Below are 24,243 nucleotides of genomic sequence, written 5' to 3'. Positions count from 1 at the left end.
GCAAGGGGGTGAGGGTAGCGAATTTTGCACCGCTTGATGCAGCTTAGCGAAGCTGGCACTGCGACTGCGTGATTAAGGTGGCAATCTACGATCTCGACAAGACGCTGGTGCGGCGCGCGACCTTCACGCCGTTCCTTGCATTTGCAGCGCGTCGACTGACACCTGGCCGACTAGCCTTGATGCCTGTCTGGGTGCTGCTGATGATCGGATACCGCATCGGTTTCTACGATCGCACACGCCTCAAGACGATGGGCATGCGGCTGATGCTCGGCCGCCGTGAACTCGCCGAGTTGCAGGCCATCGGACGCGAATTTGCGGATGCCCATCTCGACAGCGCGGGATGGATTGAAGGCGTGATCGCGATGGTTGAGGAAGACCGCTCTGCCGGGAGGCGCCTGGCGATCGCCACTGCGGCTTTCGAGTTCTACGCGAGAGCCTTCGCCGAGAAGCTCCGCATCGACGAAGTGATCGCCACGCGATGGGACGGAAGCACGATACCCGGCGGCAATTGCTACGGTACTGCAAAGTGCAATCGGGTTGCCGACTGGCTGGGCGAGGACCCGGACAATGCAGGCATGCGCTTCGTCAGCGACAGTTTTGCGGATGAGCCATTGCTCGAGCTTGCCGATGACCCTGTTTTCGTGACCCAGAGCACCGCCAAGAAGAAGCGCGCCGAAGCACGCGGTTGGCGGGTTATCGACGGCTCGCTCTAGCTCGCGGTCAGACCGCTGATCCGCGAGACAATTTCGGCGCCAATCTTGTCGAACTTTTCCAGCGAGAAACGGTCAAGGACCCGCTCGCGCGCGTTGCGACCCATTCGAGCCAGATCCTTTGGTCGGGAAAGTAGATTCTCAAGCGCATCGGCAAGGGCAGGCACGTCTCCAACCGGAAAGGTCAGACCTACTTCTTGGGATTTTACCGTGAACGGCATTTCGCCCGTTTGTGAGGTAATGACAGGCAGACCCGCCTGCATCGCTTCATGCGCCGCGATACAGAATCCTTCCCGCCGGGAAGGCTGGAGGTAGAGATGTAGGCCCGCAAGGAACGCCTTCGGGTCTTCGGCGAAGCCCACGAACTCGACCTGATCGACACCGGCGTGTGCCGCTTGCGTTTTCAGGTCCGCTTCGTCCTGACCGAGGCCGGCTATGCGAATGCGGAAATCCGTGTTCGGGCAGAACCCCCGCTCATTCAGCAGTGCAAGCGCATCGATGAGGAAGTCGTATCCCTTTGCCGGGTGCAATCGGCCGAGACTTCCGATTTCCAGGACCTCGCCCGCTTTCCATTCGGTTGCCTGCGGTGCGGATGGATCCGCAGCGAAGATCGGCCAGGTGACGCAATCCTCCTCGGCAACGCCAAGCCGGTCGCGTGTCAGAGCGGCGACCTGCGCGCTATCTGCTACCCACAGGTCCGATGCACCGACCCGCCAGCGTAGCAGCCGCTCGTTCCACGGTTTCAGGAAAGCGTTGTGTTGCCAGCTGACTACCGGCAGGCGATGTTTTCTGCCCGCGATCTGTCCGAGCAGGGTCGCACGGGTCAGCGATGTCCAGATGACATCTGCGTCGAAGTCACGCGCCTGCTGCTCCATCCATCGAATTGCGGCGAGATGATCTTTCTCGCCGCCGTCACGCACAATGGGTTCCACACCCTCTGCGCGGAGGGTTGGTATGGCTAACCCGTTCCTTCGTGAAAGGGCGAAAACCCGCACTTCGGCACCGGCCTTTTCCAGCGCCCTAACGATTTTCGGTAGCGGCGATTGCGCGCCACCACCTTCCATCGAATTGATGAAATAGGCGATTTTCATCGGTTCAGGACCGCTGCGCCGAGATTGCATCAGCGATAGCTTGAGCGGCCCTCGACGAAGGCGGCTCGTCCGACGGATCGAAAGTATGGGCGATGAGGCGTTGTTGTACCTCGCGATATTGTTCCCCGACCGACTCGAGCTCTGCCAGAAGCGCGGCAAGGTCCGCCACGCTCGAGGCGCATGGGCCTGTCGTGAGGAAGGGCAGCTCGCGCTCACCCTGTTCTTGCAAGGCATTGTTCGGATCAAGCAAGAAGACCGGGCGCGGGCGAGCGAGGTATTCGTAAAGCTGGCTGGAGGCGTCGCCGATGTATCCGTCTGCAGACAACATGTAGCTCATATCGAAGAGCCGCGGTCCGTCGACATCGACGAGAATATTTGCAGCTTCCATGGCTTCTTCGGGCACATCGGGACGTCGCTTCGCGATCTTGTACTCCGGCGAGACATGCATCGCCTTGCGGAAGAGCATGACATGCGGAGCGAAGATCAGGTTGAACGCCTGCCCTTTTTCGCTGGCGAACCACCGTAACAACTCGGGTCCCGCTTCGTACCAGCTCGACAAATGCGGATCGAAATGCGGGTTGTAGACGAGGGTGGGGCGCCCATTCTCAAAGAAATCGGGATTGGCCGACAGGTCGATACCTTCGAACTTGGAGTATCCCGTGACGCGGATGCGTGCCGGATCCACGCCATTTGCCGCCAGTTGCTCAGCCATCTTCGGGCCGGCAACGAGGCTTAAATCGAACCGGCGATGATCGGGGTGGAACGTCACGCTGCGATCACCCGTGCCGTGGGGGACGCGAATGAAGAGGGGCGCGCGCTCAGGTCCAAGTCGCTTCTGGACCCGAAGGCAGGTGCGCTCCGTCGAAATCACCGCATCGCTTTCCGCAAACAGCTTCTCGTGGACTCGCAACCGCGCCAGCCGTGAGGCCGGGAGCAAGCGATCGAAAATGCCTGTCAGAAGTTTCGTCGCGCCGGTGAGGTCAAGCTCCTCCCAGCGGATGAGCGCCACATCTTCGGGATCGATCAACCCCTCGATCCGTGCACGGATTGCCGGGCCGGAGTAGGCGATCACGGTCTCTATGTCGCGATGGTCGCGTGCCATCGCCGCCGCGACGGGCGCGAGGTGGGCAACCTGATGGGCTGCATCGTGGTTGAAGAGGAACAGGGCGCGGGGCATCGCGGGGTCACCGGATAGGCATTGCGCATCGCCATGCAAGGCCTTTCGCGCAGGAAGCTATTTGCCATTGCCGCTCTATCGACTAGGGGTCCGGCCAAGAGTTTAGCCGGACGCCACCGTCCGATCGTGCCGCATTTACGCATAAGGACCCCTGCCATGGAGACGGACCCGACGATCCGCCCCCGTCGCAACGGGTTTGCCAACATCCTCAAGAATGTGGCCTGGCTGATGGGCGGCAAGGGCTTCGGAGCGGTCTGCTCGATCGCTTATCTCGCCATCCTGTCCCGCTCGCTGGGTCTCAAGGATTTCGGTCACTTCTCGCTCATTTTCGCAACGGCGCTCGCTCTCGTCGCGCTGGCGAGCTTCCAGACCTGGCAGACGGTGGTTAAGTTCGGTGCCGAGCCTCTGAGGGACAAGGACTGGGGGCGTTTCGGCAGGCTGATCTGGACCTGCGGCGGCATCGATGTCGGGGGAGCCGTTGTCGGTTGCCTTATTGCGGCGACCGTTTTCTACGGCTTCGGCCAGATGCTGGAGCTCAATCCGCGCTACATCGACACCGCCTTCTGGTTCGCTTGCGCGTTACTCTGGTCGCGGATGACGACACCTAACGGGATAGTCAGGGTGCTCGATCGTTTCGATCTTGCCATCTATGTCGAAGCGATCGTCCCCGCTGGACGGCTTATTGCTTCCTTCGTCATCGTTCTGGTCGGGCCGACGGTCGAGCGTTTCCTCTTTGCATGGGCGTTTTTCGACCTGCTCGTGGGTTTCCTTTACTGGATCGTAGCCTGGCGCCTAGTTCCGCAGGCCATGAATCTGCGCAATTTCGGCTTCGCCCGAGAGACGTTGCGCAGCAATCCGGACCTGCCCAAATTCTTCGCGATCACCTATTTCTCTTCGACGCTGGACGCGCTTTACAAGCAGGGGCCGCTTCTCGCGGTCGGCTATTTCCTCGGCACGAGTGCGGCCGGTCTTTACCGACTGGCCGACCAGCTGGCGCAGGGCATCGGCAAGCTTTCGGGGCTGCTCGCACGCGCGATCTTCCCCGAGTTCGCAGTCGCGCGGACCACGCATTCGATCGAGCACTTCCGCAAGCTGGTGCGGCAGACGACGGTCATGGCAGCAGGGGGCGGGGCAGTGGTCACGCTTCTCGCCGTGTTCCTCGGCGAGCCGCTGCTGCTTCTCATCGGCGGCGAGGACTATGTCCGCGGTGCCGCCATCCTTATCCCGCTGGCGATCGGCGCTTCGTTCGAACTTGCTTCGGTAACCTACGAGCCGCTGCTCTACTCGACCGGGCACGCCATCTATCCGCTTCTCATCCGCGCGCTTGCGGTCGGTGTTCTTACCGTAGGCATTCTCTTGCTCGTGCCGCTCGGCCCCATCGGTGTTGGGATCGCAGTGGCGATCGGACTTGCCGTGCTTTGGATCGTGATGAGTATAACGGTTCGCCAAGTGATGACTGCTCTTGCCCGCAAGGAAGCCACGCAGTGATCCAGAGTGCGCTCGTGCTGGCTGGCACCAGGAGAGGGGGAGACCCTTTTGCCGCCGAACAGGGAGTCGAGCACAAGGCGCTGATCGAGATCGGCGGGAAGACGATCCTCGAACGTGTCGTTGGCGCACTTCGCGATGCGCAGATCGAACGTATCGCCGTCAGCTGCGACGAGGGCGCTGTGGCAGAGCTTTGCCGTAAGCTCGATGTAGAAACGGTACCCACCCGCGCGGGACCGAGCGCCAGCGTTGCGGCAGGGTTCGAGCTGCTTGGAGCGCCGATGATCGTTACGACCAGCGATCATGCGCTTCTAGAGGGCACCTGGATTACCCAGCTGGTCGAGGATACTCCGCCTGATGCGGACCTTTCGGTCATGCTGGCCCATCGGGAAAAGATCGAGGCTGCCATGCCGGGCACCCGCAGGACCTACCTCCGCTTTGCCGACGGTCACTGGTCGGGCTGCAATCTATTCTACCTGAAGACGGTCGACGCCCGCCGCGCGATTGACGTGTGGGGCATGGTCGAAGCAGACCGAAAGCGTCCATGGCGGATCGCGGCCCGGCTCGGCTTTTCGACGCTGCTGTCGATGCTGTTCGGGCGGCTGACCCTTGCCGAAGGCCTGTCTCGGCTTGGATTGAGGATCGGAGTGAAGGCGGCGCTCGTTTCCGCGGAAAACGGCCTTGCGGCGGTCGATGTGGACAAGGCCGAAGATCTGGCAGCAGTCCGGGCACTCGTCGCGGGCCGGACCGAAAAATAGTCCCCATCGGCGCGTTTCGCGTTAAACATGGTTAACGAATCGCGAGCCTGGGGAGGACGTGGTGGGCGTCAAACGCTGGTACGATGCGCATGTTATGCCGCGATTGATCACGCTGGCTTGCGGCCAGAAAGGGATCGAAAAGCGCAGGCGGCAGGTCGTTCCGCTTGCGGAAGGTAACGTCTTCGAACTGGGTTGCGGTGGCGGCCTCAACCAGGCCCTCTACGATAGCGACAAGATCACCGGATTTGCCGGTATAGATCCCCATGAAAAACTGCTCGAAGGCGCGCGCGAGCGAGCCCGCGCAAAGGGCTGGGATCACGATATCCGACAGGGTGTCGGTGAGGATATTCCATTTGCTACCAGCACCTTCGACACGGCGGTGTGCACCTACACGCTGTGTACGGTCGACGATCCTGCGCAGGTCTTGTCCGAATTACGAAGGATCCTGAAGCCGGGCGGGAAATTGCTGTTTCTCGAGCACGGCAAGGCGCCGGACGAGAACGTGGCGAAGTGGCAGGAACGGATCGAACCTGCATGGAAACCTCTTGCAGGTGGATGCCACCTGACCAGGCCGATCGGTTCGGCGCTTCGCGGTGCCGGATTCGAAGTCGAGCCCATCGGGCAGGCCTATCTCGACAAGACTCCGAAGGTCATGGGCTGGATGGAATGGGGTGTGGCGCGGCGCACAGGCGCCTGACGCCGGTTTCGACAATCAGCCGGTAACTCCCCGCCCCGCGAGAGTGCAGGGCGGGGAATACCAGGTCTCTATTCGCCGAAAGTGCGCTGCCACCAGCCGCGCTTGGGCTTTCCGTCAGCGTCATTCGAACCCCCGGCCGCTTCCGAAGTCTGTGCCGCGTCGTCGGGTCCGGCAACGACAGCCAAGTCTTCCTTGGCCTGTTTTGCGACCTTTGCGGTCTCATCCGCATCGGCTTTTTTCTTGCGCGTGCGCTTCGGCTTGGGTGCTTCTTCTGCGGGAGTTTCCTCTTCGGCAGCAGGCTCGGCCTTCTTCTTGCGCGTACGCTTCGGCTTGGGAGCTTCCTCAGTGGCCTCTTCGGTCTCCGCCTTCTTCTTGCGGGTCCGCTTTGGCTTCGGCTTCTCTTCAGCCGCAGCTTCCTCTGGAGCGGCCTCGGCCTTTTCAGCCGGGGCTTCGTCAGCCTTCTTCTTGCGACGGGTGGTGCGCTTCTTGGGCTTCTCCTCGGCTGCGGCTTCCGCGGTTTCCGGTGCATCTTCCGGACCGGCGACAACTGCCATGTCGTCCTTCACCTGCTCCGAGACCTCTTCGAGCTTCTCGGCATCTTCAGAGGTTATTTCCTCGCCATTGCCCTTGCCGCGACCACGACCGCCGCGGCGGCGTCCGCCACGACGACGACGCTTCTTCGGCTTTTCTTCGCCGTCGTCGTCCTCCTCGGAGGTCTCTTCGTCGCTGTCTTCCTCGGATTCGTCCTGGTCCTCGGACTGCTCGCGCTTCTTGTTGCGTCCGCGGCCACCACGGCGGCGACGGCGCTTCTTGCGCGGACGATCATCGTCATCCTCGTCTTCATCCGTGGTGTCGATGTCTTCGTCTTCATCCTCGTCTTCGTCGACAAGGGTTTCGAACTTGGGAGCATCTTTAGGCTTGGGACCGTGGCTGGATACGGTCATCTTAGCGCCTTCGTCCTCGCCCTCGGGGACGACTTCGACCGAAACGCCGTAGAGGCTCTCGATCTCCATGAGTTCCTGGCGCTTTTCGTTGAGCAGGTAGACCGCCGCCTCGGTGCTGGCCGCGAGGCGGATACGCGTTCCCTTGCCCTTGGCCGATTCCTCTTCGATGAGGCGCAGCGCCGAGAGGCCCGCGGAGCTGGCGGTGCGGACGAGGCCGGTGCCGTCGCAGTGCGGACATTCGCGGGTCGTCGCCTCAAGCACGCCGGTACGCAGGCGCTGGCGGCTCATTTCCATCAGGCCGAAGCTCGAGATGCGGCCCACCTGGATGCGAGCGCGGTCGGTCTTGAGCGCATCCTTCATGGCACGCTCGACCTTGCGGGTGTTCGAGTGGTGCTCCTGGTCGATGAAGTCGATGACCACGAGACCCGCCATGTCGCGCAGGCGCAGCTGGCGAGCGATTTCCTTGGCCGCTTCCAGGTTGGTGTGGAGCGCGGTCTGCTCGATATTGTGCTCCTTGGTGGAGCGACCGGAGTTGATGTCGATCGAGACCAGAGCCTCGGTCGGGTTGATCACGAGGTAGCCGCCCGACTTGAGCTGGACCACCGGATCATACATCGCCTTGAGCTGGTCTTCCGCGCCATAGCGCTGGAAGAGCGGCACGGGGTCGGCATACTGCTTCACCCGGCGTGCATGGCTGGGCATGAGCATCTTCATGAAGGCCTTGGCCGACTTGTAGCCTTCCTCGCCCTCGACCACGACTTCCTCGATATCGCGGTTGTAGATGTCGCGGATGGCGCGCTTGATGAGGTCGCTGTCCGAATGGATCAGGGCAGGGGCCGCCGATGCCAGAGTCTTCTCGCGAATTTCGTCCCAAAGACGGGCGAGATAGTCGAAGTCGCGCTTGATCTCGGTCTTGGTGCGGCTGAGGCCCGCGGTACGGACGATCAGGCCCATGCTGCGCGGCAGGTTGAGGTCGGAGACCACCTGCTTGAGGCGCTTGCGGTCGCTTGCCGAGTTGATCTTGCGGCTGATGCCACCGCCGTGGCTGCTGTTCGGCATGAGAACCGTGTAGCGGCCGGCGAGGCTGAGGTAGGTGGTCAGCGCGGCGCCCTTGTTGCCACGCTCTTCCTTGACGACCTGGACGAGCAGGACCTGGCGGCGCTGGATGACGTCCTGGATCTTGTACTTGCGACGCAGAGCCATGCGCTTGGCGCGCGCTTCATCGACTTCCTTGGCGCGGGTGCGACCCTTGCCCTGACGGCGGCCACGGCCGCGGCGTCCGCGACCCTTGGGCTTCTCGTCGGCTTCTTCCTCGTCGTCCTCGTCTTCGTCGTCTTCCTCGTCCTCGTCACCGTCAAGCTGGCCTTCCTCGATGGTCGCGACCTTGTCCTTGTCGGAGGTGTCGACTTCCTCGAGGCCATCTTCGGCGATTTCTTCGGCGAGGGCTTCGGCGCTTTCGTCCTCGGCGTCGTATTCGTCGCCGGGCATTTCGCCGCGCTCTTCCTCTTCGGCGCGCAGGCGCTGCTCTTCTTCCGCGACTTCAGCCTCGGCAGCGAGCAGGGCTTCGCGGTCTTCCTTGGGAATCTGATAGTAGTCGGGGTGGATTTCGCTGAAGGCGAGGAAGCCGTGACGGTTGCCGCCGAAATCGACGAATGCCGCCTGAAGCGATGGTTCTACCCGGGTTACCTTGGCGAGGTAGATGTTGCCCTTGATCTGCCGCTTGTCGGCAGATTCAAAATCGAATTCCTCAATCCGGTTTCCCTTGAGGACTGCCACCCGGGTTTCTTCCTGGTGGCGCGCGTCGATGAGCATGCGCGTTGCCATTGATTATTCTCCATGCGCGAGTGCGCGGGTCTCGCCCGTCGCTCCATTCGCGCGTCAGTGTTGGAAATCCGCTTGCCTTGTAACGGCTTGCGGCATTCGGGAACCGGCTCATCGCTTTCGCGAGAGTCCGGTGATTCGTGTCTGCAAGGAGGCCCTGGTCCCTGGTCGGGACCGCCCATCGAGCCGAAGTCGCACAGCGGCAAGCCGCCTGCATCTGTCCGTTCGTAAGGGGGTGAAGTGCGTCCTGCATCAACCTGTTCATTCGGGGCCGAGGCCGGGATGACATCGGCAAGGCCCGGGAAGTGACCCTCTTCGTCGCGAGTTGAACGCGCCGATCGGAGGCACCGGTTTCCCGGATTTCAGTTCGCTAGCACCGTGGGTATCGCTCGGCAACTATATTGCGCTGTCCGGAGTTATGCCCCTAACGCTAGGCCGATGTCCCGGCGCGCGCATATCCTTGCCCTCGTGCTTTTTCCGCTCGTTGTGGTCGCGGCACTGGTCCTTTTCGCCCACCAGTCCGGCCTTGTGGGCAAGGGGCCGGGCTTCGTGATGCGGGCAGAATTGCCGACGGATAATTCGCCGATCGAATTGCCGGAAATCCAGGGCGACGAAAGCCTTCCGCTGGTCGTCATCGACCCCGGACATGGAGGGCATGACCCCGGCGCGACATCGCAGGGCTATGTCGAGAAACGCCTGGTGCTGGATCTGGCGCTGGCGCTGAGGGACAGGTTGCAGGAACTCGGCGTTGCGAGGGTAGCGCTCACACGTGACGAAGATCGCTACCTGCTCCACGCCGATCGTTACGAGATCGCCCGGCGGCTCGAAGCCGACCTCTTCCTTTCGATCCATGCCGACAGCGCTGGCGACGTCGGCGAAGTGGCAGGCGCGACAATTTATACCCTGTCCGAGCGCGCATCGAGCCAGGCAGCGGCTATCTTCGCCGCGCGCGAGAATGCTTCGGACACGCTCAATGGCGTGAACCTTTCTGCGGAAAGTGATTCGGTCGGCAATATCCTGATCGAGCTGTCCCAGCGCCGCACCCAGGAGCAATCGGCGCGTTTTGCCTCCCTGATCGAGCGCGTCGGCGAAGGCCGGATCGAATTCCATCCGCAAGCCCGTCGCTCCGCCGCCCTTCGCGTCCTGCGCGCGCCGGATACACCGTCGGTGCTCTTCGAAAGCGGTTTTATCTCGAACGAGGAGGATGCTCGCAGGCTCGCTTCCGATGAAGGCAGGCAAACCTTTGCCGAGGTGATGGCAAGCGCAATCCGGCTCTATTTCGCGCGGGAAGAAGCCGAGTAGCCACCCGCTTACGCCCAGGAGGTGATTCTCCATCTGGCGCTGTCGAGAATGCCCGTGCTAGGGGCCGTTCCCAGTATGGTTGCAATTCCCAGCCTCGATTACGTCCGGCAACGCCTGGCGGGCGATCCTGCGCGGTTCTCCGCATGGATGCGTGAAAACTGGCACGAGAGCCGCAAGCTCCGCGTGCTCACCTATTTCATCGGCATCGCGCTCGTGCTGCTGGTGCTCGCCTGGGCTTCGCTTGCGCGCAACCTTCCGGAAGCCGATTCCCTGCTCGAATATGAAACTCCGCTGCCGACCGTGGTGCGCGGGATCGATGGCGAGATCGTGCACAGCTATGCCCGCGAACGCCGCGTGCAGCTCCAGTATGTCGATTTCCCGCAGCAGATGGTGGAAGCCTTCCTTTCCGCCGAGGACAAGACCTTCTTCAGCCATGGCGGTGTCGACCTGACCGGTACGCTCAACGCGGTCATTGACTACATCACCAAGTACGGCTCGGGAGAGCGCGCAGTCGGTGGTTCGACCATCACGCAGCAGGTGGCGAAGAACCTCCTCCTGGGTGACGAATACTCGGTCACCCGCAAGCTCAAGGAAATGATCCTCGCGCAGCGTATCGAGCAGGTACTCACGAAGCAGGAAATTCTCGAGCTCTATCTCAACGAAATTCCCCTCGGTCGCCGCAGCTTCGGCGTTCAGGCCGCTTCGCGTGCCTATTTCGACAAGGATGTCGGTGAGCTCGATCTGCACGAGACCGCATTCCTTGCCATCCTGCCGAAGGCACCCGAACGCTATGGCCGCGCGCGATACGAGGATCTCGCGATCACGCGCCGCAATTTCGTGCTCGATCAGATGGTCGCAAACGATTTCGTTTCTTCCGCAGAAGCCGAGCAGGCCAAAAGACAGCCGCTCGGCCTCGTCCAGCAACGCACCGAGCGTTCGGCCGATGCCGGATACTTCCTCGAGGAAGTCCGCCGCCAGCTGATCGAACGCTTCGGCGAGACAGCCGAGGATACCGGCGAAAGCGGAACGACGGGCAACAGCGTTTATGCCGGCGGCCTATGGGTGCGCACATCGCTGGACGTGGAGCTGCAGGACGCAGCGCGCGATGCTCTTCGCGCACAGCTTTTGCGTTATCACGGCAATCGCGGTTATCGTGGTCCCATCGCCACTCTTAACCCGGAGAACGGCGAACTGCACGCGCAGCTGCGCTCCTCCAACCTCTCGATCAATTATCGTGATTGGCAGGTCGGCGTGGTGACCACGGGCGGTAGCTCTCCCGAGGTAGGGATGACCGATGGCGAGGATTATTCGCTCTCGGGCGCGCCTGCCTCGATCAAGGTTGGCGATGTGGTCGCAGTTGAACGGTCGGGGGAGGGCTATCGCCTGCGCATCGTGCCCGAGGTTTCCGGCGCCTTTCTCGCCGCATCACCGCGGACCGGCCGGGTCCTCGCCATGCAGGGCGGTTTCGACAGCAGGCTCGGTAGCTTCAACCGCGCGACGCAGGCGCTCCGCCAGCCGGGCTCGACGATCAAGCCTTTCGTTTATGCAGCGGCTCTCGACCAGGGCATGACGCCTGCCTCGATGGTGCCCGACCAGACGTTCTGTGTTTGGCAGGGCGCACAGCTAGGCGAGAAATGCTTCCGCAACTTCGGCGGCGGCGGCGGCGGTGAGCACACCATGCGCTGGGGCCTCGAGCAGAGCCGCAACCTCATGACGGTGCATATCGCGGATGATACCGGCATGGAAAACGTCACCGAGACGATCAGCCGTGTGGGCATCGGAGACTACGATCCGTATTATTCCTTCGCGCTTGGCGCCGGTGACACGACGGTTGCGAAGATGGTCAACGCTTATGCCGCGCTCGCCAACTGGGGGCGCCAGTACGAGGGCTCCGTCATCGACTACGTCCAGGACCGCCGCGGCAAGGTGATCTACCGCAGCGACCGGCGCGATTGTACCGGCTGCAACATGGCCGAATGGGACGGGCAGCCCATGCCGCGTTTCGAGCCGGGTGGACGTCAGGTTCTCGATCCCCGCACCGCGTTCCAGGTCGTACACATGCTGCAGGGCGTCGTTACCCGAGGCACCGCTGTTCGCCTGCGCAGCCTGGGTCTCCCGCTTTTCGGCAAGACCGGAACGACCAATGGTCCGACCAATGCATGGTTCGTCGGCGGCACGCCCGATATCATTGCCGGCATGTATGTCGGCTTCGACCAGCCCCGGAATCTCGGCGGTTGGGTGCAGGGCGGTAACACCGCTGCGCCGATCATGAAGGAATTCATCGAAGCGACCAGCGACCGCTGGACCTCGGACGGTTTCATTGCCCCTCCGGGTATCCGGATGGTCAAGATCGACCGCCGTACCGGCAAGCGCGTGTTCGAAGGTACGCCCGATGATGATCCTCGCGCAGCAGTCATCTGGGAAGCGTTCAAGCCCGATACCGAGCCGGCACGCTCGACCAGGTCCGACCAGCTGGCAGCCGAGCGTAGCGAAATCCTCGAGCTTATCCGCCGCGCGCGCCAGGCCGTAAGCGGAGACCGGACCGAAGGACGCGACGACCAGCCATCCGACTTCGTCGAGGACCAGGGCGGCATCTATTAGTCACCATCCTGCAGTGCCCCGTCGCTTTACAATCCACGCCCGCGCGCTAGGTGGGCGGACCAATCTGGTGAGGACTTGATCTATGCGTGCCGAAGGGCAGGCCAATATCGACCGTATCGAAGCAGCGCTTGCGCTGGTGCGTGAGTCGCTCGACTGGGAGCGCGCCCTGCGCCGCCTCGACGAGCTTGACGCCCGCGTGCAGGACCCGACCCTGTGGGACGATCCCAAGCAGGCACAGGCAATCACGCAGGAGCAGAAGCGGCTCGAAACCGCCATCAACACGGTGCGCGAGATCGAGAGCGAAATGGGCGATGCAATCGAGTTCGTCGAAATGGGCGAGGCCGAGGGCGATGACGATATCGTGAGCGAGGGGCTGGCAAGCCTCACCGCACTCGCCGAGCGCGCCGACCGCGACAAGGTGCAGGCGCTGCTTTCGGGCGAGGCGGATGCGAACGACACCTACATCGAAATCCACGCAGGCGCTGGCGGTACCGAAAGCCAGGACTGGGCCGAGATGCTCTTCCGCATGTACGCCCGCTGGGCGGAACGCCGCGGGTTCAAGGTCGAAACGGTTGAATACCAGTCGGGCGAACAGGCCGGCATCAAGAGCGCGACCCTGCTGCTGAAGGGCGAGAACGCCTATGGCTATGCCAAGACCGAAAGCGGTGTGCACCGCCTCGTCCGCATCAGCCCGTACGACAGCTCTGCCCGCCGCCACACCAGCTTCAGCTCTGTCTGGGTCTATCCGGTGATCGACGACGACATCGACATCGAGATCAATCCCTCAGACCTCAAGATCGACACCTACCGCGCCAGCGGTGCGGGCGGCCAGCACGTCAATACGACCGACTCTGCCGTTCGCATTACCCACCAGCCGACCGGTATCGTCGTGGCCAGCCAGAACGATCGCAGCCAGCACAAGAACAAGGCTACTGCGATGAATATGCTCAAGGCTCGCCTGTTCGAACGTGAAATGGCCGAGCGCGAGGCAGCCGCTTCCGGGGAATACCAGGAAAAGAGCGACATCGGTTGGGGCCACCAGATCCGCAGCTACGTCTTGCAGCCCTACCAGATGGTCAAGGACCTGCGGACGGGCGTTCAGTCGCCCACGCCGGACGACGTGCTTGACGGCGCTCTCGACCCGTTCATCTCCGCGGCGCTCGCCCAGCGTGTGACGGGCGAAAAAGTCGAGGTCGAGGACGCCGAGTGATCCGCGCTGCGAGCCTTCTTCTGCTTACAAGCGTGGCGTTGGGCGGCTGCACCGACGAGCCGCAGGCGGCGCCGGGCTTCCCGCTCCCCGACAGGCCGGTCTCGGGTCTCGGCTCGAACGAGTTTTCCAGCGAAGACCAGCGCGACAGCGTGGGCGAAGCACAGAAAGTCATGGACCTCGCCGAAATCGATACCGGTATGACCGTTGCCGACATCGGCGCAGGCAATGGCTACTATACCGTGCGGCTTGCCGAGCGCGTGGGCGCGGAGGGCAGGGTGCTGGCACAGGATATCGACCAGAATGCGCTCGACCGGCTTGCGCGACGGGTCGAGCGGTACAGGCTCGACAATGTGTCCATCAGGCGCGGCGAATTTGCCGATCCGCGGCTGCCCGCGGACAGCTTCGACCGGATATTCATGGTCCACATGTACCATGAGATCGAGCAGCCTTACGAGTTCCTCTGGCGGATGTGGCCGGCTCTTCGGGATGAAGGCCAGGTCATCGTCGTCGACCGTGACCGGCCGACCGACCAGCACGGTATCGACCCGCTTCTCCTGTCGTGCGAGTTCGAGCGGGTTGGCTTCGAGCTCGTGGCATTCAAGGACGCGCCCGAGTTGTCGGGGTACTATGCGCAGTTCAAGGCAGCGGCTAAGAGGCCGGAGCCTGGAGAGATCAAGCCCTGCCGGAGCGACAATCCAGAATAGGGGCGTGCGCCCGCAGCGGCGCCAGAACGAGAGAGAATTTTCATGAGTTTCAAGGGGCTGAGCCCGATCAATTACGGTGGCCGCGAAGTCTGGCCGCTTATCGAGGGCGGCAAGGGGGTCTCCGCCACGAATCATGCCAGCTCGGGCGCCTGGGCGGCTGCCGGTGGCATCGGCACAGTCAGCGCGGTGAATGCCGACAGCTATGACGATGACGGAAATCCGATCCCGCAGGTCTATCCTCAGGCTACTCGTGTCGAGCGCTTCGAGCAGCTCGTGCGTTACGGCATCGACGGTGCGACCGAGCAGGTAAAGCGCGCATATGAGATTGCCGACGGCAAGGGCGCGATCAATATCAACGTGCTCTGGGAAATGGGCGGCGCACAGCAGGTCCTCGAAGGCGTGCTGGAGAACTGCAAGGGCCTGATCACCGGCGTGACCTGTGGGGCCGGCATGCCGTACAAGCTGGCCGAGATCGCAGCGCGCTACAACGTCCACTATCTTCCGATCATCAGCTCGGCCCGCGCTTTCCGCGCACTGTGGAAGCGCAGCTATTCGAAGGTGCCCGAATTGATGGCCGCCGTGGTCTACGAAGACCCGTGGCTGGCTGGCGGACACAACGGCCTTTCGAACGCGGAAGACCCGACCAAGCCCGAAGATCCCTATCCTCGCGTGAAGGCGCTGCGTGACACCATGCGCGCGGAAGGCGTCAGCGAAGATGTCGCCATCGTCATGGCAGGCGGCGTCTGGTTCCTGCGCGAGTGGAACGACTGGATCGACAATCCCGAGCTTGGCAAGATCGCATTCCAGTTCGGCACGCGTCCTCTGCTGACCCACGAAAGCCCGATCCCGCAGGTCTGGAAGGACATGCTGCGCACGGTCGAGCCCGGCGACGTGCTGCTGCACAAGTTCTCGCCCACCGGCTTCTACTCGAGCGCGGTGAAGACCCCGTTCCTCTACGATCTCATGCATCGTAGCGAGCGCCAGATCCCGATCTTCAAGCGCGACGAGGAAGAGGGCACGATCCCGCTCATGGATCACGGCAAGGCGAAGTACTTCTTCGTCCACCCCGGCGACCAGCGAAAGGCGCAGGCCTGGATGCACGAAGGCTTCACCGAAGCGCTCAAGACGCCTGACGATACGGTCGTCTTCGTGACGCCCGAAAGCGCCGAGCAGATCCGTGCCGACCAGCAGGGCTGCATGGGCTGCCTGTCGCACTGCCAGTTCTCGAGCTGGAAAGATCACGACAACCACACGACCGGCCGCCTCGCCGACCCGCGCAGCTTCTGCATCCAGAAGACGCTTCAGGACATCGCTCACGGCGGCGATCCGGACGAGAACCTCGCCTTCGCAGGTCACGCGGCCTACCGCTTCAAGCAGGACCCGTTCTATTCGAACAACTTCACCCCGACAGTGAAGGAACTCGTGGACCGCATTCTCACGGGCGACTGATCAGATGCGTGGGGGCGACAGCGACGATAGCAAGGCGCCCCCTCTCATCCGCTGGATTGCGGAACCGCTGGCCTTACCGAAAATTGCCGTTGCTCCTTTCCGAAAGCCTGAGCCTACGGAGCCTATTGGAAACGGACGTCCGGTATTGGTCCTTCCGGGGATGGCATCGGGTGACGGTTCGACCGCACTCCTGCGCAATTCCTTGTCCGAGGCTGGTTTCCATACTTACCCTGCATCGCTTGGTCGCAACCTGACGATTTCGCGGGCTAAGTTCGCGTCGCTCGAAGCCATGCTCGATCGCATGGTACAGGCGGAGGGCAAGAAAGCCGTCCTTCTCGGTTGGAGCCTAGGCGGTTTCTATGCGCGTGTGTTGGCGCAGCGCCACCCCTCGAAAGTGAAATTGGTGGCGACGCTCGGAACGCCTTTTTCAGGTGATCGGAGGGCGAATAACGCGTGGCGCATCTACGAGATGATTGCCGACCACAACGTGCATTCTCCGCCGCTACCGGATGATCCCGCGGTCAAGCCGAGAGCCTATACGATCGCCTTCTGGTCTCCGGTCGACGGCATTGTCTCCCCGGCAAGCGCACGAGGCACGGAAACGGAACGTGACGAGGCGGTGGAACTGCCGTTCAGGCACTTCGAACTGGGCTGTTCGAGACGGTCGATCAGGAAGGTCGTAGAAACCTTGGGCAACCGTCTGTCAGTAATCGATACCGCCTAACGCCAGAGCTGCATCGAGCGGATTTCGCCCGGCATCTTCTCGTCGGTATCGGGACGCGAAAGCGTGCGCTCGACGATGCGCCATTTCCGGCGGATCTTCGACTTGTGCCACAGGTCCATCAGCCAGGTATCACCCGACCAGTCATGGTCGCCGAGGGTGGCATCGAGTGTCATGTGGGTGGCGAAAACGGCGATATTGCCGTGGCGCCGGACGTAGACTTCATTGAAGCGATAGCCGGAGCAGCGGAAACGCGTGGTCGAGGCTTCAAGCCAGCTGGCCCGGTCGAGGATCGCGGGTGTCTTCGAGCCGAGCAGGAAGATGAAATCACCCGAAGCGAGGGCTTTCATCTGATTGCGGTCGCGCTGCACCCAGCTGCGCATCCAGAGGTGCTCGAGAGCTTCGATCTTGGCTGAGAATTCGTCCATGGGCTAAACCGCTTACACCTTGTGGTGCGGTGGGCAAGGCCGTTAGTCGAGACCGCTGAGAACCTGGTCGGGCGGGCGGTGACCGTCGGCCCACATGCGGATGTTGGCGATCACTTTCATTCCCGATTCCTCGCGACCTTCGCGCGTCGCACTCCCGATGTGGGGCAGGGTCATCACGTTGGGATGTCCGATCAGGCGGCGGTCGACATTGGGTTCGTCGGGATAAACGTCGAGCCCGGCGCCGGCGAGATGACCGGTTTCAAGCGCCGCGATCAGTGCTTCCTGATCGACGAGATCGCCGCGGGCCGTGTTGATGAGGCTTGCCCCTTCCTTCATCAGCCCGATCCTGCGCGCATCGATGATGTGCCGGGTATTCGGGCTGGACGGGCAATGCAGAGTTAGGATGTCGGCCTGAGCCACGAGGTCATCGAGATTTTCGACGAAAGTGGCAGCGAACATGCGTTCGATGGCTTCGGGTAGGCGCTTGCGATTGTGATACGCAATCTGGAGACCGAAGGCGCGCGCACGATGCGCGACTGCCTGGCCGATGCGGCCCATGCCGACGATACCCAGCACTTTGCCACCCAGCTTGCGTCCCAGCATCGCGGTGGGCGCCCAGCCGGTCCACTCTCCGCTCCTGATCAACTCGACACCTTCGCGCACCCGGCGAGGGACGCCGATGATGCCCGCCATGGTGATATCTGCCGTGTCGTCGGTAAAGACGCCCGGCGTGTTGGTGACCATGATGTTGCGAGCCGCTGCGGCCTTGAGATCGATATGCTCCGTCCCCGCGCCGAAATTGGCGATCAGGCGCAGGTTGTCCCCGGCCTTTTCGATCAATTCCGCGTCGATCCGGTCGGTGACCGTGGGAACGAGGACGTCGCAATCCTGCATGGCCTCGATCAGTTGTTCCCGGGTAAGGGGAAGGTCGGTCGCATTAAGGCTGACCTCGAAGAGATCGCCCATGCGGTCTTCGACAACGGGGCCGAGACGTCTCGTGACGACGACGCGCGGCGTCCGGTCGAGGCGCTTCTCGGGAATGGCGGAGGTAGTCGGCGTCGTTTCCATACTATCTCCTGCGCTACGCTTTTCGCATTGGAGGGGTCAAGCGGCGCTTGATGGGATGGCTCGCCGCAATTACACCGTGAGGGGTTATGGTTCTTCGGATTTCATTCGCTTTGCTGGCTCTTGCCGCAGTCTCGGTTCCCGCCCAGGCACAGGACCGCGAAGTGCCGTATTGGGCAACGATCCGGTATGACGAAACCAATATGCGCGTTGGCCCGAGCCAGGAATACAAGATCGACTGGGTTTACCGCCGCAAGGGCCTGCCCGTGAAGGTAGTGCGCGTCATGGAAGGGTGGCGGCTGATCCAGGACCCCGACGGGACACAGGGTTGGGTGGCGCAGCGACAGCTCAACCCGGCGCGCGGTGCCTTGGTCGTCGGCGAAGGTGAATCGGCGCTGAGGGCAGAGCCTTCAGCGCGCGGTGCCATCAAGTGGCGGCTCGAGCCGGGCGTCGTGGGCGCACTTGGCGATTGCGACGGCAACTGGTGCGAATTCAGCGTCGGGAATCGCAGTGGCTGGGTCTTGCAGAACCGGCTCTGGGGCGCGGGCGAGCCATAAAAAGGGCGACCGCAAGGCCGCCCTCCCAGTCATTCTATTCCGGCTTGATCAGCCTTCGATGCGGCGAACCGTAGTCGTCACGCTTCCGTCGGCCGTGGTCGCCTCGAACGTGCCGTCCGGACCGGGGGCTCCGCCGGTCCAGCAGGTCTCGCCATCCGCGCCATCGGGATCATAGCAAAGCTGGTCGCCTGCCTGGCGCCAGCTGCCGCTTTCGGTCACATTTCCTTCGAGGTCGGTGTCGACATAGGTGCCATCGGCATTGACCTGCTGGCGGACGACCGTGCCGTCTTCCATGGTCACTTCGTAAGTACCGGCAACCTGCTCGGCCGTGGCCGTGTCGGTCACGGCGACATCGGTTTCGATCGGTTCCGGCGCTTCGGCCTCGTTCGAACCGCATGCCGCCAGCGCGCCGCAAGCGGCAAGGATCATTAGATTTTTCATCATTCTTTCCCCTTTCCCCGCACCAACGCCAGAGGTGCGGGGAAGGGTCCGAAAGAAATCAGACGAGTTCGACCGCCACCGCAGTTGCCTCGCCGCCGCCAATGCAGAGGCTGGCAACACCGCGCTTCTTGCCCTGCGACTTGAGAGCATTGAGCAGCGTCACGATGATCCGCGTCCCGCTGGCACCGATCGGGTGGCCGAGCGCAGTGCCGCCGCCGTTGACGTTGATCTTCTCGTGCGGGATGCCGATGTCGCGCATCGCGAACATGGCGACGCAGGCGAAGGCTTCGTTCACTTCCCACAGGTCGACATCGTCAGCCGACCAGCCGGCCTTCTCGAGAACCTTGTTGATGGCGCCGACCGGAGCCACGGTGAATTCGCTCGGCTCCTGCGCATGGGCGGCCATGGCGACGATCTTGGCGACCGGTTCCTGGCCATTGGCCTTGGCAACGCTTTCGCGGGTGAGCACGACAGCAGCCGCACCGTCCGAGATCGAGGACGAAGTCGCAGCGGTGATCGTGCCGTCCTTGGCGAAGGCAGGGCGCAGCTGGGGGATCTTGTCGGGATTGCCGCGGCCGGGTGCCTCGTCGGTATCGACGGTCACATCGCCCTTGCGGGTGGCGAAGGTCACACCGACCACTTCGTCCGCGAATGCGCCGCTCTCGATGGCCGCATTGGCGCGGCGCAGCGATTCGATCGAGTAGTCGTCCATCTGCTCACGCGTGAGCTGGTATTCGTTGGCAGTGTCCTGCGCGAAAGTGCCCATCGCGCGGCCTTCTTCGTAGGCGTCTTCCAGCCCGTCGAGGAACATGTGGTCATATGCAGTGTCATGACCGATGCGCGCGCCGCTGCGGTGCTTCTTGAGCAAGTAGGGGGCGTTGGTCATGCTCTCCATGCCGCCGGCAACGACATAGTCGGTCGTGCCGCTGGCAAGCGCCTCGGCGCCCATGATGACGGTCTGCATGCCGCTGCCGCAAACCTTGTTCACCGTGGTCGCCTGGACCGATTTCGGCAGGCCGGCCTTGATCGATGCCTGGCGGGCGGGGGCCTGGCCGAGGCCGGCGGGAAGGACGCAGCCCATGTAGGTGCGATCGAACTTGTCGGCCGGAACGCCCGAACGCTCGACAGCCGCCTTCACCGCAGTCGCCCCGAGATCGGTTGCCGATACGTCGGCAAGGGCACCCTGCATGCTGCCCATGGGCGTGCGGGCGTAGGACAGGATGACGACGGGGTCGGCTGCGCTGAACTGAGACATGCTTGTGCTGGTCCTTGTAGTCTGGAATATCTGCGCGCCGAGATAGGATGCGAAGCGCTGCAGCGCAACATAGACCATGGGAGAATACGATGGCGGACGATCGCAAGATGGAAATGGAAGAGGTGCTTCGCAAACAGCGTGCAATCCACACGCAGCTGCGGCCGGAACCGCTTTCCGCCCGCCGCGACCGTATCAAGCGTGCGATGCAGCTGCTCAAGGATCACGGTGATGACCTGTGCAAGGTGATGAGCGCCGATTTCGGCAACCGCTCGCCCATGCAGTCGATGATCACCGACATCGCTGGGACAGTGAACTTCGGGAAGTATTGCATCAAGCACATGGACAAGTGGTCCAGGCCCGAGCGGCGTAGCGTCCAGTTCCCGCTCGGCCTGCTCGGGGCGAAAGCCGAGGTTCGCTATGAACCGAAAGGCGTCGTCGGCATCCTCAGCCCGTGGAATTTCCCGGTCAATTTGACCTTCGGCCCGCTGATGCAGATTTTCGCCGCCGGCAACCGCGCGATGATCAAGCCGTCCGAATTTACTGCCAAGACCAGCCTGATGATGCAGGAACTGGTGGCGGAGTACTTCACGCCGGACGAATGTGCGGTCTTCACCGGTGGTCCCGAAGTTGCGGCTGCGTTCTCCGAGTTGCCCTTCGATCACCTCGTCTTCACGGGCTCTACCGCTACTGGTCGCAAGGTGATGGAAGCTGCTTCGAAAAACCTCGTGCCGGTCACGCTCGAGCTCGGGGGCAAGAGCCCGGTGTTCATGGGCGAGAGCGCGGACTTCTCCGCTGCGGGCGAGCGTATCGCCATGGGCAAGATGATGAATGCCGGCCAGATCTGCCTCGCACCGGACTATATGTACGTGCCCGAGAGCAAGCAGGACGAGGCGATCCACGGTGTCTGGCAGGGCACGGCCAACATGTATCCGACGCTGCTCGAGAATGACGACTACGCCAGCCTCGTCAGCGACCGCCACTTCGACCGGCTTCAGGACATGGTCGCCGATGCGCGCGACAAGGGTGCGGAGGTGATCGAGGTCAATCCGGGGAACGAGGACTTCTCCAGCAGCAATGCGCGCAAGATGCCGCTCACGATCCTCAAAGGCGTGACCGACGACATGAAGGCGATGCAGGAAGAGATCTTCGGTCCGGTCCTCCCGGTGAAGACCTACGCGCACATCGACGAGGCGATCTCATACGTGAACGAAAACGATCGTCCGCTGGGTCTCTACTATTTCGGTAGCGACAGCGACGAGCGCGAGAAGGTGCTCACCAGGACGATCAGCGGCGGCGTGACTGTCAACGACGTGATCTTCCATGTTTCGATGGAGGACCTTCCATTCGGCGGCGTGGGCCCCTCGGGCATGGGCAGCTATCACGGCGTCGAGGGCTTCCGCGAGTTCAGCCACGCTCGCAGCGTTTACACCCAGCCGAAGATCGATGTGGCCAAGCTGGGCGGCTTCAAGCCTCCCTATGGCTCCGCAACCGAGAAAGCCGTCAAGACGATGATGAAGTGATGCGGGCATCGCTCGCGGCGCTCGCGCTCTCGCTCGTCGCTGGCGGGTGCGCCGTGGACGATGACGAGATTGCTTCCGTATCGGCGCCGGTGCAGTCGCTTGCGGACTGGCGACCGGTCGATGGCGAAACCGGCAAGATCGCCGATGTTGCCGGCCTGACGGCCTTGTCCGAGGCTTTCCCGGATAGCAGCAGCGTGAAACTGCGCCTGCTCAACGCCCAGTTGCAGGCGGGCGAGGACGCTTTGGTGCTGGATACGCTGAACTGGCTCAATGAGCGCGGTTACGTCTTCAGCGAGGCGGCGCGGAGACAGATACCCAAGCTGATCGGCGAGGAATTCGCCGCGGATGCCGCCGCTCTGCTTCTTGCTGCGCCCGAACCAGTCGAGAATAGTGAAGTCGCCTGGACAGTGCCCGCCGAGGCAGGGCTGGTCGAAAGCGTGCTGGTCGATGTCGAGGAGGGGCGGATAGCCGTCACCTCGATCGCCACGCGTTCGCTCTGGGGCACTACGCCGGACGGTGCCTGGCGGCAGGTCGAATTGGTCGGCGCCGATAATTTGACCGGTATTGTTTACGACAACGCGTCGGGCGATATCTGGGTCGCATCGGGAAATGTCGATCAGTCCGACGACGATGTGGCGTATTTTGCGGGACTGATGTCGGTTCTGAAGGGACCGGAAGGGCCACGGGTGGCGGCACCCGACAATGTCGTACTGTCAGATCTTCATCGCGCGATCGATGGGACACTGTATGCGAGCGACCCGCTCAACGGAGGGGTCTATTTCCTGGGGCCCGAACGCGAGGCCATGGAAACCTTGCTGGAGCCCGGAACACTTCGTTCTCCTCAAGGCCTTGCGACCAGCGCAGACGGCAAGCAACTTTACATCAGCGATTATCGCTACGGCATTGCGATAGTAGATCTGGCAACACGCAAGGTGTCGCGTCTAAGTGCAGACGTTCCGGTAATTCTCGACGGAACCGACGCGCTTTTCCGGCGCGGAAATTCTCTGGTTGCGATCCAGAACGGCACCAGCCCGATGCGGATTTCGCAATTCGAGCTGTCCGATGACGGCACAAGGGTGGTCGGACACCGCATCCTGGAAATGGCACACACTCAATGGACCGAGCCGCTGAGCGGCTATCTGGGCCGCGAGGCGCTCTATTACATCGGCAACGGTCAGTGGGATAAATATGTCGCCGGGCAGCTGGGCGAGGGGAAGCAGCCCGAACCAACCCAGGTCCGCCGGCTCCCCCTTGCCGATTAGCCGGACTTATTCCGGGTCCTTGCTGAACGCGAAATCGCCGAACGCGACCATGATTGCGTCCCAATAGGCGAGATTGTCGATAAAGAGCTCCTTCGACATGCCACCGGCTTCGAGATCGATATCCATTTCGATTACCGGATCACCGTCATTGTCCAGGTAGACGCGGCCGAAACGGTTTTCGGCGGCATAGGTGTTCATTTCCTCCAGCGTCGGCTTCGTCTGCGGCACGAAGGAAACGTAGAACTGGACCGACTTGCAGTCTTCTCCGGCATCGTTGCAGCCGAACGGCAGGATCAGGTAGGTGTAGCCGGACATGCCGCTTTCGATCCAGCGCTGGCCTTCGCTTTCGTCGATCTTGGCCTGGTAACCCTCTTCCTTGAGGAGCCCCGCAATCTGATCGAGATCTGCAGTGATATTCTGTGCAGCCAGCGGCGTGGCTGCGAGGAATGCGGCGGCACCGATGGCGCCGGTAATTGCGTGTTTGAACATTCTGGAAACTAGCCCCCTTAGGTGAATCCCGTTGTCCCATGCTGGCAAGGTGTTAACCGGAGTTCAACTTGGATTGTAAAATTCACGGGAAACTCGCCGCGCCAGCCCCTTGCACCGGCTTGGCTAGAGGCCTAGAGGCGACCCCCGAACCCCACCCAGACGGAATCATACGTGGTCGACCTCGAACAATATCTTCCGATCCTGATCTTCCTGTTCATCGCTGCAGGTCTTTCGGCGCTCTTCGTGTTCCTGCCGATGGGCGTTTCGCGACTGACCGGTGCCCATGCGCCGGACGCAGAGAAGCTCAGTGAATATGAATGCGGATTTCCCGCCTTCGACGACTCCCGCAGCCAGTTCGATGTTCGCTTCTATCTCGTCGCGATCTCGTTCCTGCTGTTCGATCTCGAAGCCTCGTTCCTCTTCCCCTGGGCTGTCAGCCTGGATGTGACGGGCTGGGTGGGATGGATTTCCATGGTCATCTTCCTCCTCATCCTGGCGATCGGCCTTGCCTATGAGTGGAAGATGGGCGCCCTGGAGTGGGACTGATATGAGCCAG

The 24,243-nt window shown here is 62.3% G+C and carries 22 protein-coding genes; 14 read left to right on the top strand and 8 right to left on the bottom strand.

The window, feature by feature from the left end:
- Positions 1-68 precede the first annotated feature (68 nt).
- Positions 69-713, top strand: a complete 645-nt coding sequence (locus tag K3163_RS08340) for an HAD-IB family phosphatase (RefSeq protein WP_221553789.1) — start codon at positions 69-71, stop codon at positions 711-713.
- Here the strand turns inward: K3163_RS08340 and K3163_RS08335 are convergent.
- Both K3163_RS08335 and K3163_RS08330 read right to left on the bottom strand, forming a co-directional pair.
- Positions 710-1,801 carry a glycosyltransferase family 4 protein gene (locus tag K3163_RS08335; RefSeq protein ID WP_221553788.1) on the bottom strand — a complete coding sequence of 364 codons (1,092 nt, stop codon included), beginning with the start codon at positions 1,799-1,801 and terminating at the stop codon, positions 710-712. The genes K3163_RS08340 and K3163_RS08335 overlap by 4 nt on opposite strands.
- Positions 1,802-1,805: 4 nt before the next feature.
- Positions 1,806-2,978 carry a hypothetical protein gene (locus K3163_RS08330; RefSeq protein WP_221553787.1) on the bottom strand — a complete coding sequence of 391 codons (1,173 nt, stop codon included), beginning with the start codon at positions 2,976-2,978 and terminating at the stop codon, positions 1,806-1,808.
- Between the two features lie 156 nt (positions 2,979-3,134).
- Here K3163_RS08330 and K3163_RS08325 point away from each other — a divergent pair, with 156 nt between their 5' ends.
- From K3163_RS08325 to K3163_RS08315, 3 genes are all read left to right on the top strand, one after another.
- Entirely contained in the window at positions 3,135-4,466 is a 1,332-nt protein-coding gene (locus K3163_RS08325) for a lipopolysaccharide biosynthesis protein (RefSeq protein WP_221553786.1), read from the top strand.
- Positions 4,463-5,221 (top strand): nucleotidyltransferase family protein, encoded by a 759-nt coding sequence (locus K3163_RS08320; protein ID WP_221553785.1) that lies wholly within the window; start codon positions 4,463-4,465, stop codon positions 5,219-5,221. The genes K3163_RS08325 and K3163_RS08320 overlap by 4 nt, the downstream gene beginning before the upstream one ends.
- Before the next feature lie 61 nt (positions 5,222-5,282).
- Positions 5,283-5,918, top strand: a complete 636-nt coding sequence (locus tag K3163_RS08315; protein WP_221553784.1) for a class I SAM-dependent methyltransferase — start codon at positions 5,283-5,285, stop codon at positions 5,916-5,918.
- 68 nt (positions 5,919-5,986) lie between these two features.
- On the opposite strand, the gene K3163_RS08310 is transcribed toward K3163_RS08315, so the two are convergent.
- Complete coding sequence (locus tag K3163_RS08310; RefSeq protein WP_221553783.1) at positions 5,987-8,686, bottom strand: Rne/Rng family ribonuclease; 2,700 nt, start codon at positions 8,684-8,686, stop codon at positions 5,987-5,989.
- Between the two features lie 435 nt (positions 8,687-9,121).
- Between K3163_RS08310 and K3163_RS08305 the strand changes: the two genes are divergently transcribed.
- From K3163_RS08305 to K3163_RS08280, 6 genes are all read left to right on the top strand, one after another.
- Positions 9,122-9,985: an N-acetylmuramoyl-L-alanine amidase family protein gene (locus tag K3163_RS08305; RefSeq protein WP_221553782.1), complete on the top strand. Its 864-nt coding sequence runs from the start codon at positions 9,122-9,124 to the stop codon at positions 9,983-9,985.
- A gap of 75 nt (positions 9,986-10,060) precedes the next feature.
- Positions 10,061-12,586: a penicillin-binding protein 1A gene (locus K3163_RS08300; RefSeq protein ID WP_221553781.1), complete on the top strand. Its 2,526-nt coding sequence runs from the start codon at positions 10,061-10,063 to the stop codon at positions 12,584-12,586.
- Between the two features lie 82 nt (positions 12,587-12,668).
- Positions 12,669-13,796: a peptide chain release factor 2 gene (gene prfB, locus K3163_RS08295; RefSeq protein WP_221553780.1), complete on the top strand. Its 1,128-nt coding sequence runs from the start codon at positions 12,669-12,671 to the stop codon at positions 13,794-13,796.
- On the top strand, positions 13,793-14,500 hold the full coding sequence (locus tag K3163_RS08290; protein ID WP_221553779.1) for a class I SAM-dependent methyltransferase: 708 nt from the start codon (positions 13,793-13,795) through the stop codon (positions 14,498-14,500). Before prfB ends, K3163_RS08290 begins: the two co-directional genes overlap by 4 nt.
- A 42-nt stretch (positions 14,501-14,542) precedes the next feature.
- Entirely contained in the window at positions 14,543-15,949 is a 1,407-nt protein-coding gene (locus K3163_RS08285) for an NAD(P)H-dependent flavin oxidoreductase (protein ID WP_221428353.1), read from the top strand.
- Between the two features lie 160 nt (positions 15,950-16,109).
- Entirely contained in the window at positions 16,110-16,673 is a 564-nt protein-coding gene (locus tag K3163_RS08280) for an esterase/lipase family protein (protein WP_247712491.1), read from the top strand.
- Here the strand turns inward: K3163_RS08280 and K3163_RS08275 are convergent.
- The gene (locus tag K3163_RS08275) at positions 16,670-17,098 is read right to left on the bottom strand and encodes a nuclear transport factor 2 family protein (protein WP_221428355.1); all 429 of its coding nucleotides are present in this window, start codon (positions 17,096-17,098) and stop codon (positions 16,670-16,672) included. The genes K3163_RS08280 and K3163_RS08275 overlap by 4 nt on opposite strands.
- A gap of 42 nt (positions 17,099-17,140) precedes the next feature.
- Positions 17,141-18,166 carry a 2-hydroxyacid dehydrogenase gene (locus tag K3163_RS08270; RefSeq protein WP_221553777.1) on the bottom strand — a complete coding sequence of 342 codons (1,026 nt, stop codon included), beginning with the start codon at positions 18,164-18,166 and terminating at the stop codon, positions 17,141-17,143.
- Between the two features lie 86 nt (positions 18,167-18,252).
- On the opposite strand from K3163_RS08270, the gene K3163_RS08265 reads away from it, so the two are divergent.
- Positions 18,253-18,720 carry an SH3 domain-containing protein gene (locus tag K3163_RS08265; protein ID WP_221553776.1) on the top strand — a complete coding sequence of 156 codons (468 nt, stop codon included), beginning with the start codon at positions 18,253-18,255 and terminating at the stop codon, positions 18,718-18,720.
- Between the two features lie 48 nt (positions 18,721-18,768).
- On the opposite strand, the gene K3163_RS08260 is transcribed toward K3163_RS08265, so the two are convergent.
- Positions 18,769-19,164, bottom strand: a complete 396-nt coding sequence (locus K3163_RS08260) for a hypothetical protein (RefSeq protein ID WP_221553775.1) — start codon at positions 19,162-19,164, stop codon at positions 18,769-18,771.
- Between the two features lie 55 nt (positions 19,165-19,219).
- Positions 19,220-20,416, bottom strand: a complete 1,197-nt coding sequence (locus K3163_RS08255) for a thiolase family protein (RefSeq protein ID WP_221553774.1) — start codon at positions 20,414-20,416, stop codon at positions 19,220-19,222.
- A gap of 89 nt (positions 20,417-20,505) precedes the next feature.
- On the opposite strand from K3163_RS08255, the gene K3163_RS08250 reads away from it, so the two are divergent.
- On the top strand, positions 20,506-21,936 hold the full coding sequence (locus K3163_RS08250) for a coniferyl aldehyde dehydrogenase (RefSeq protein WP_221553773.1): 1,431 nt from the start codon (positions 20,506-20,508) through the stop codon (positions 21,934-21,936).
- Complete coding sequence (locus K3163_RS08245; RefSeq protein ID WP_221553772.1) at positions 21,936-23,198, top strand: SMP-30/gluconolactonase/LRE family protein; 1,263 nt, start codon at positions 21,936-21,938, stop codon at positions 23,196-23,198. The genes K3163_RS08250 and K3163_RS08245 overlap by 1 nt, the downstream gene beginning before the upstream one ends.
- 6 nt (positions 23,199-23,204) lie before the next feature.
- On the opposite strand, the gene K3163_RS08240 is transcribed toward K3163_RS08245, so the two are convergent.
- Positions 23,205-23,687, bottom strand: a complete 483-nt coding sequence (locus K3163_RS08240; RefSeq protein WP_221428362.1) for a YbjN domain-containing protein — start codon at positions 23,685-23,687, stop codon at positions 23,205-23,207.
- 171 nt (positions 23,688-23,858) lie between these two features.
- Between K3163_RS08240 and ndhC the strand changes: the two genes are divergently transcribed.
- Positions 23,859-24,233 (top strand): NADH-quinone oxidoreductase subunit A, encoded by a 375-nt coding sequence (gene ndhC, locus K3163_RS08235; RefSeq protein ID WP_221428363.1) that lies wholly within the window; start codon positions 23,859-23,861, stop codon positions 24,231-24,233.
- Positions 24,234-24,243: the final 10 nt, after the last annotated feature.

The sequence above is a fragment of the Qipengyuania xiapuensis genome (genome assembly GCF_019711395.1).
GTDB lineage: Bacteria > Pseudomonadota > Alphaproteobacteria > Sphingomonadales > Sphingomonadaceae > Qipengyuania > Qipengyuania xiapuensis.
This window is presented reverse-complemented; position numbering and strand designations above follow the sequence as displayed.

What these genes read in the sequence shown, in the direction of transcription:
- K3163_RS08325 (WP_221553786.1), top strand. Translation starts at nt 3,135, where the DNA reads ATGGAGACGGACCCGACGATCCGCCCCCGTCGCAACGGGTTTGCCAAC.
- K3163_RS08270 (WP_221553777.1), bottom strand. Translation starts at nt 18,166, where the DNA reads ATGGAAACGACGCCGACTACCTCCGCCATTCCCGAGAAGCGCCTCGAC.
- K3163_RS08285 (WP_221428353.1), top strand. Translation starts at nt 14,543, where the DNA reads ATGAGTTTCAAGGGGCTGAGCCCGATCAATTACGGTGGCCGCGAAGTC.
- K3163_RS08245 (WP_221553772.1), top strand. Translation starts at nt 21,936, where the DNA reads ATGCGGGCATCGCTCGCGGCGCTCGCGCTCTCGCTCGTCGCTGGCGGG.
- K3163_RS08305 (WP_221553782.1), top strand. Translation starts at nt 9,122, where the DNA reads ATGTCCCGGCGCGCGCATATCCTTGCCCTCGTGCTTTTTCCGCTCGTT.
- prfB (WP_221553780.1), top strand. Translation starts at nt 12,669, where the DNA reads ATGCGTGCCGAAGGGCAGGCCAATATCGACCGTATCGAAGCAGCGCTT.
- K3163_RS08255 (WP_221553774.1), bottom strand. Translation starts at nt 20,416, where the DNA reads ATGTCTCAGTTCAGCGCAGCCGACCCCGTCGTCATCCTGTCCTACGCC.
- K3163_RS08310 (WP_221553783.1), bottom strand. Translation starts at nt 8,686, where the DNA reads ATGGCAACGCGCATGCTCATCGACGCGCGCCACCAGGAAGAAACCCGG.
- K3163_RS08265 (WP_221553776.1), top strand. Translation starts at nt 18,253, where the DNA reads ATGGTTCTTCGGATTTCATTCGCTTTGCTGGCTCTTGCCGCAGTCTCG.
- K3163_RS08330 (WP_221553787.1), bottom strand. Translation starts at nt 2,978, where the DNA reads ATGCCCCGCGCCCTGTTCCTCTTCAACCACGATGCAGCCCATCAGGTT.
- K3163_RS08260 (WP_221553775.1), bottom strand. Translation starts at nt 19,164, where the DNA reads ATGATGAAAAATCTAATGATCCTTGCCGCTTGCGGCGCGCTGGCGGCA.
- K3163_RS08275 (WP_221428355.1), bottom strand. Translation starts at nt 17,098, where the DNA reads ATGGACGAATTCTCAGCCAAGATCGAAGCTCTCGAGCACCTCTGGATG.
- K3163_RS08240 (WP_221428362.1), bottom strand. Translation starts at nt 23,687, where the DNA reads ATGTTCAAACACGCAATTACCGGCGCCATCGGTGCCGCCGCATTCCTC.
- K3163_RS08280 (WP_247712491.1), top strand. Translation starts at nt 16,110, where the DNA reads ATGGCATCGGGTGACGGTTCGACCGCACTCCTGCGCAATTCCTTGTCC.
- K3163_RS08250 (WP_221553773.1), top strand. Translation starts at nt 20,506, where the DNA reads ATGGCGGACGATCGCAAGATGGAAATGGAAGAGGTGCTTCGCAAACAG.
- K3163_RS08300 (WP_221553781.1), top strand. Translation starts at nt 10,061, where the DNA reads ATGGTTGCAATTCCCAGCCTCGATTACGTCCGGCAACGCCTGGCGGGC.
- K3163_RS08335 (WP_221553788.1), bottom strand. Translation starts at nt 1,801, where the DNA reads ATGAAAATCGCCTATTTCATCAATTCGATGGAAGGTGGTGGCGCGCAA.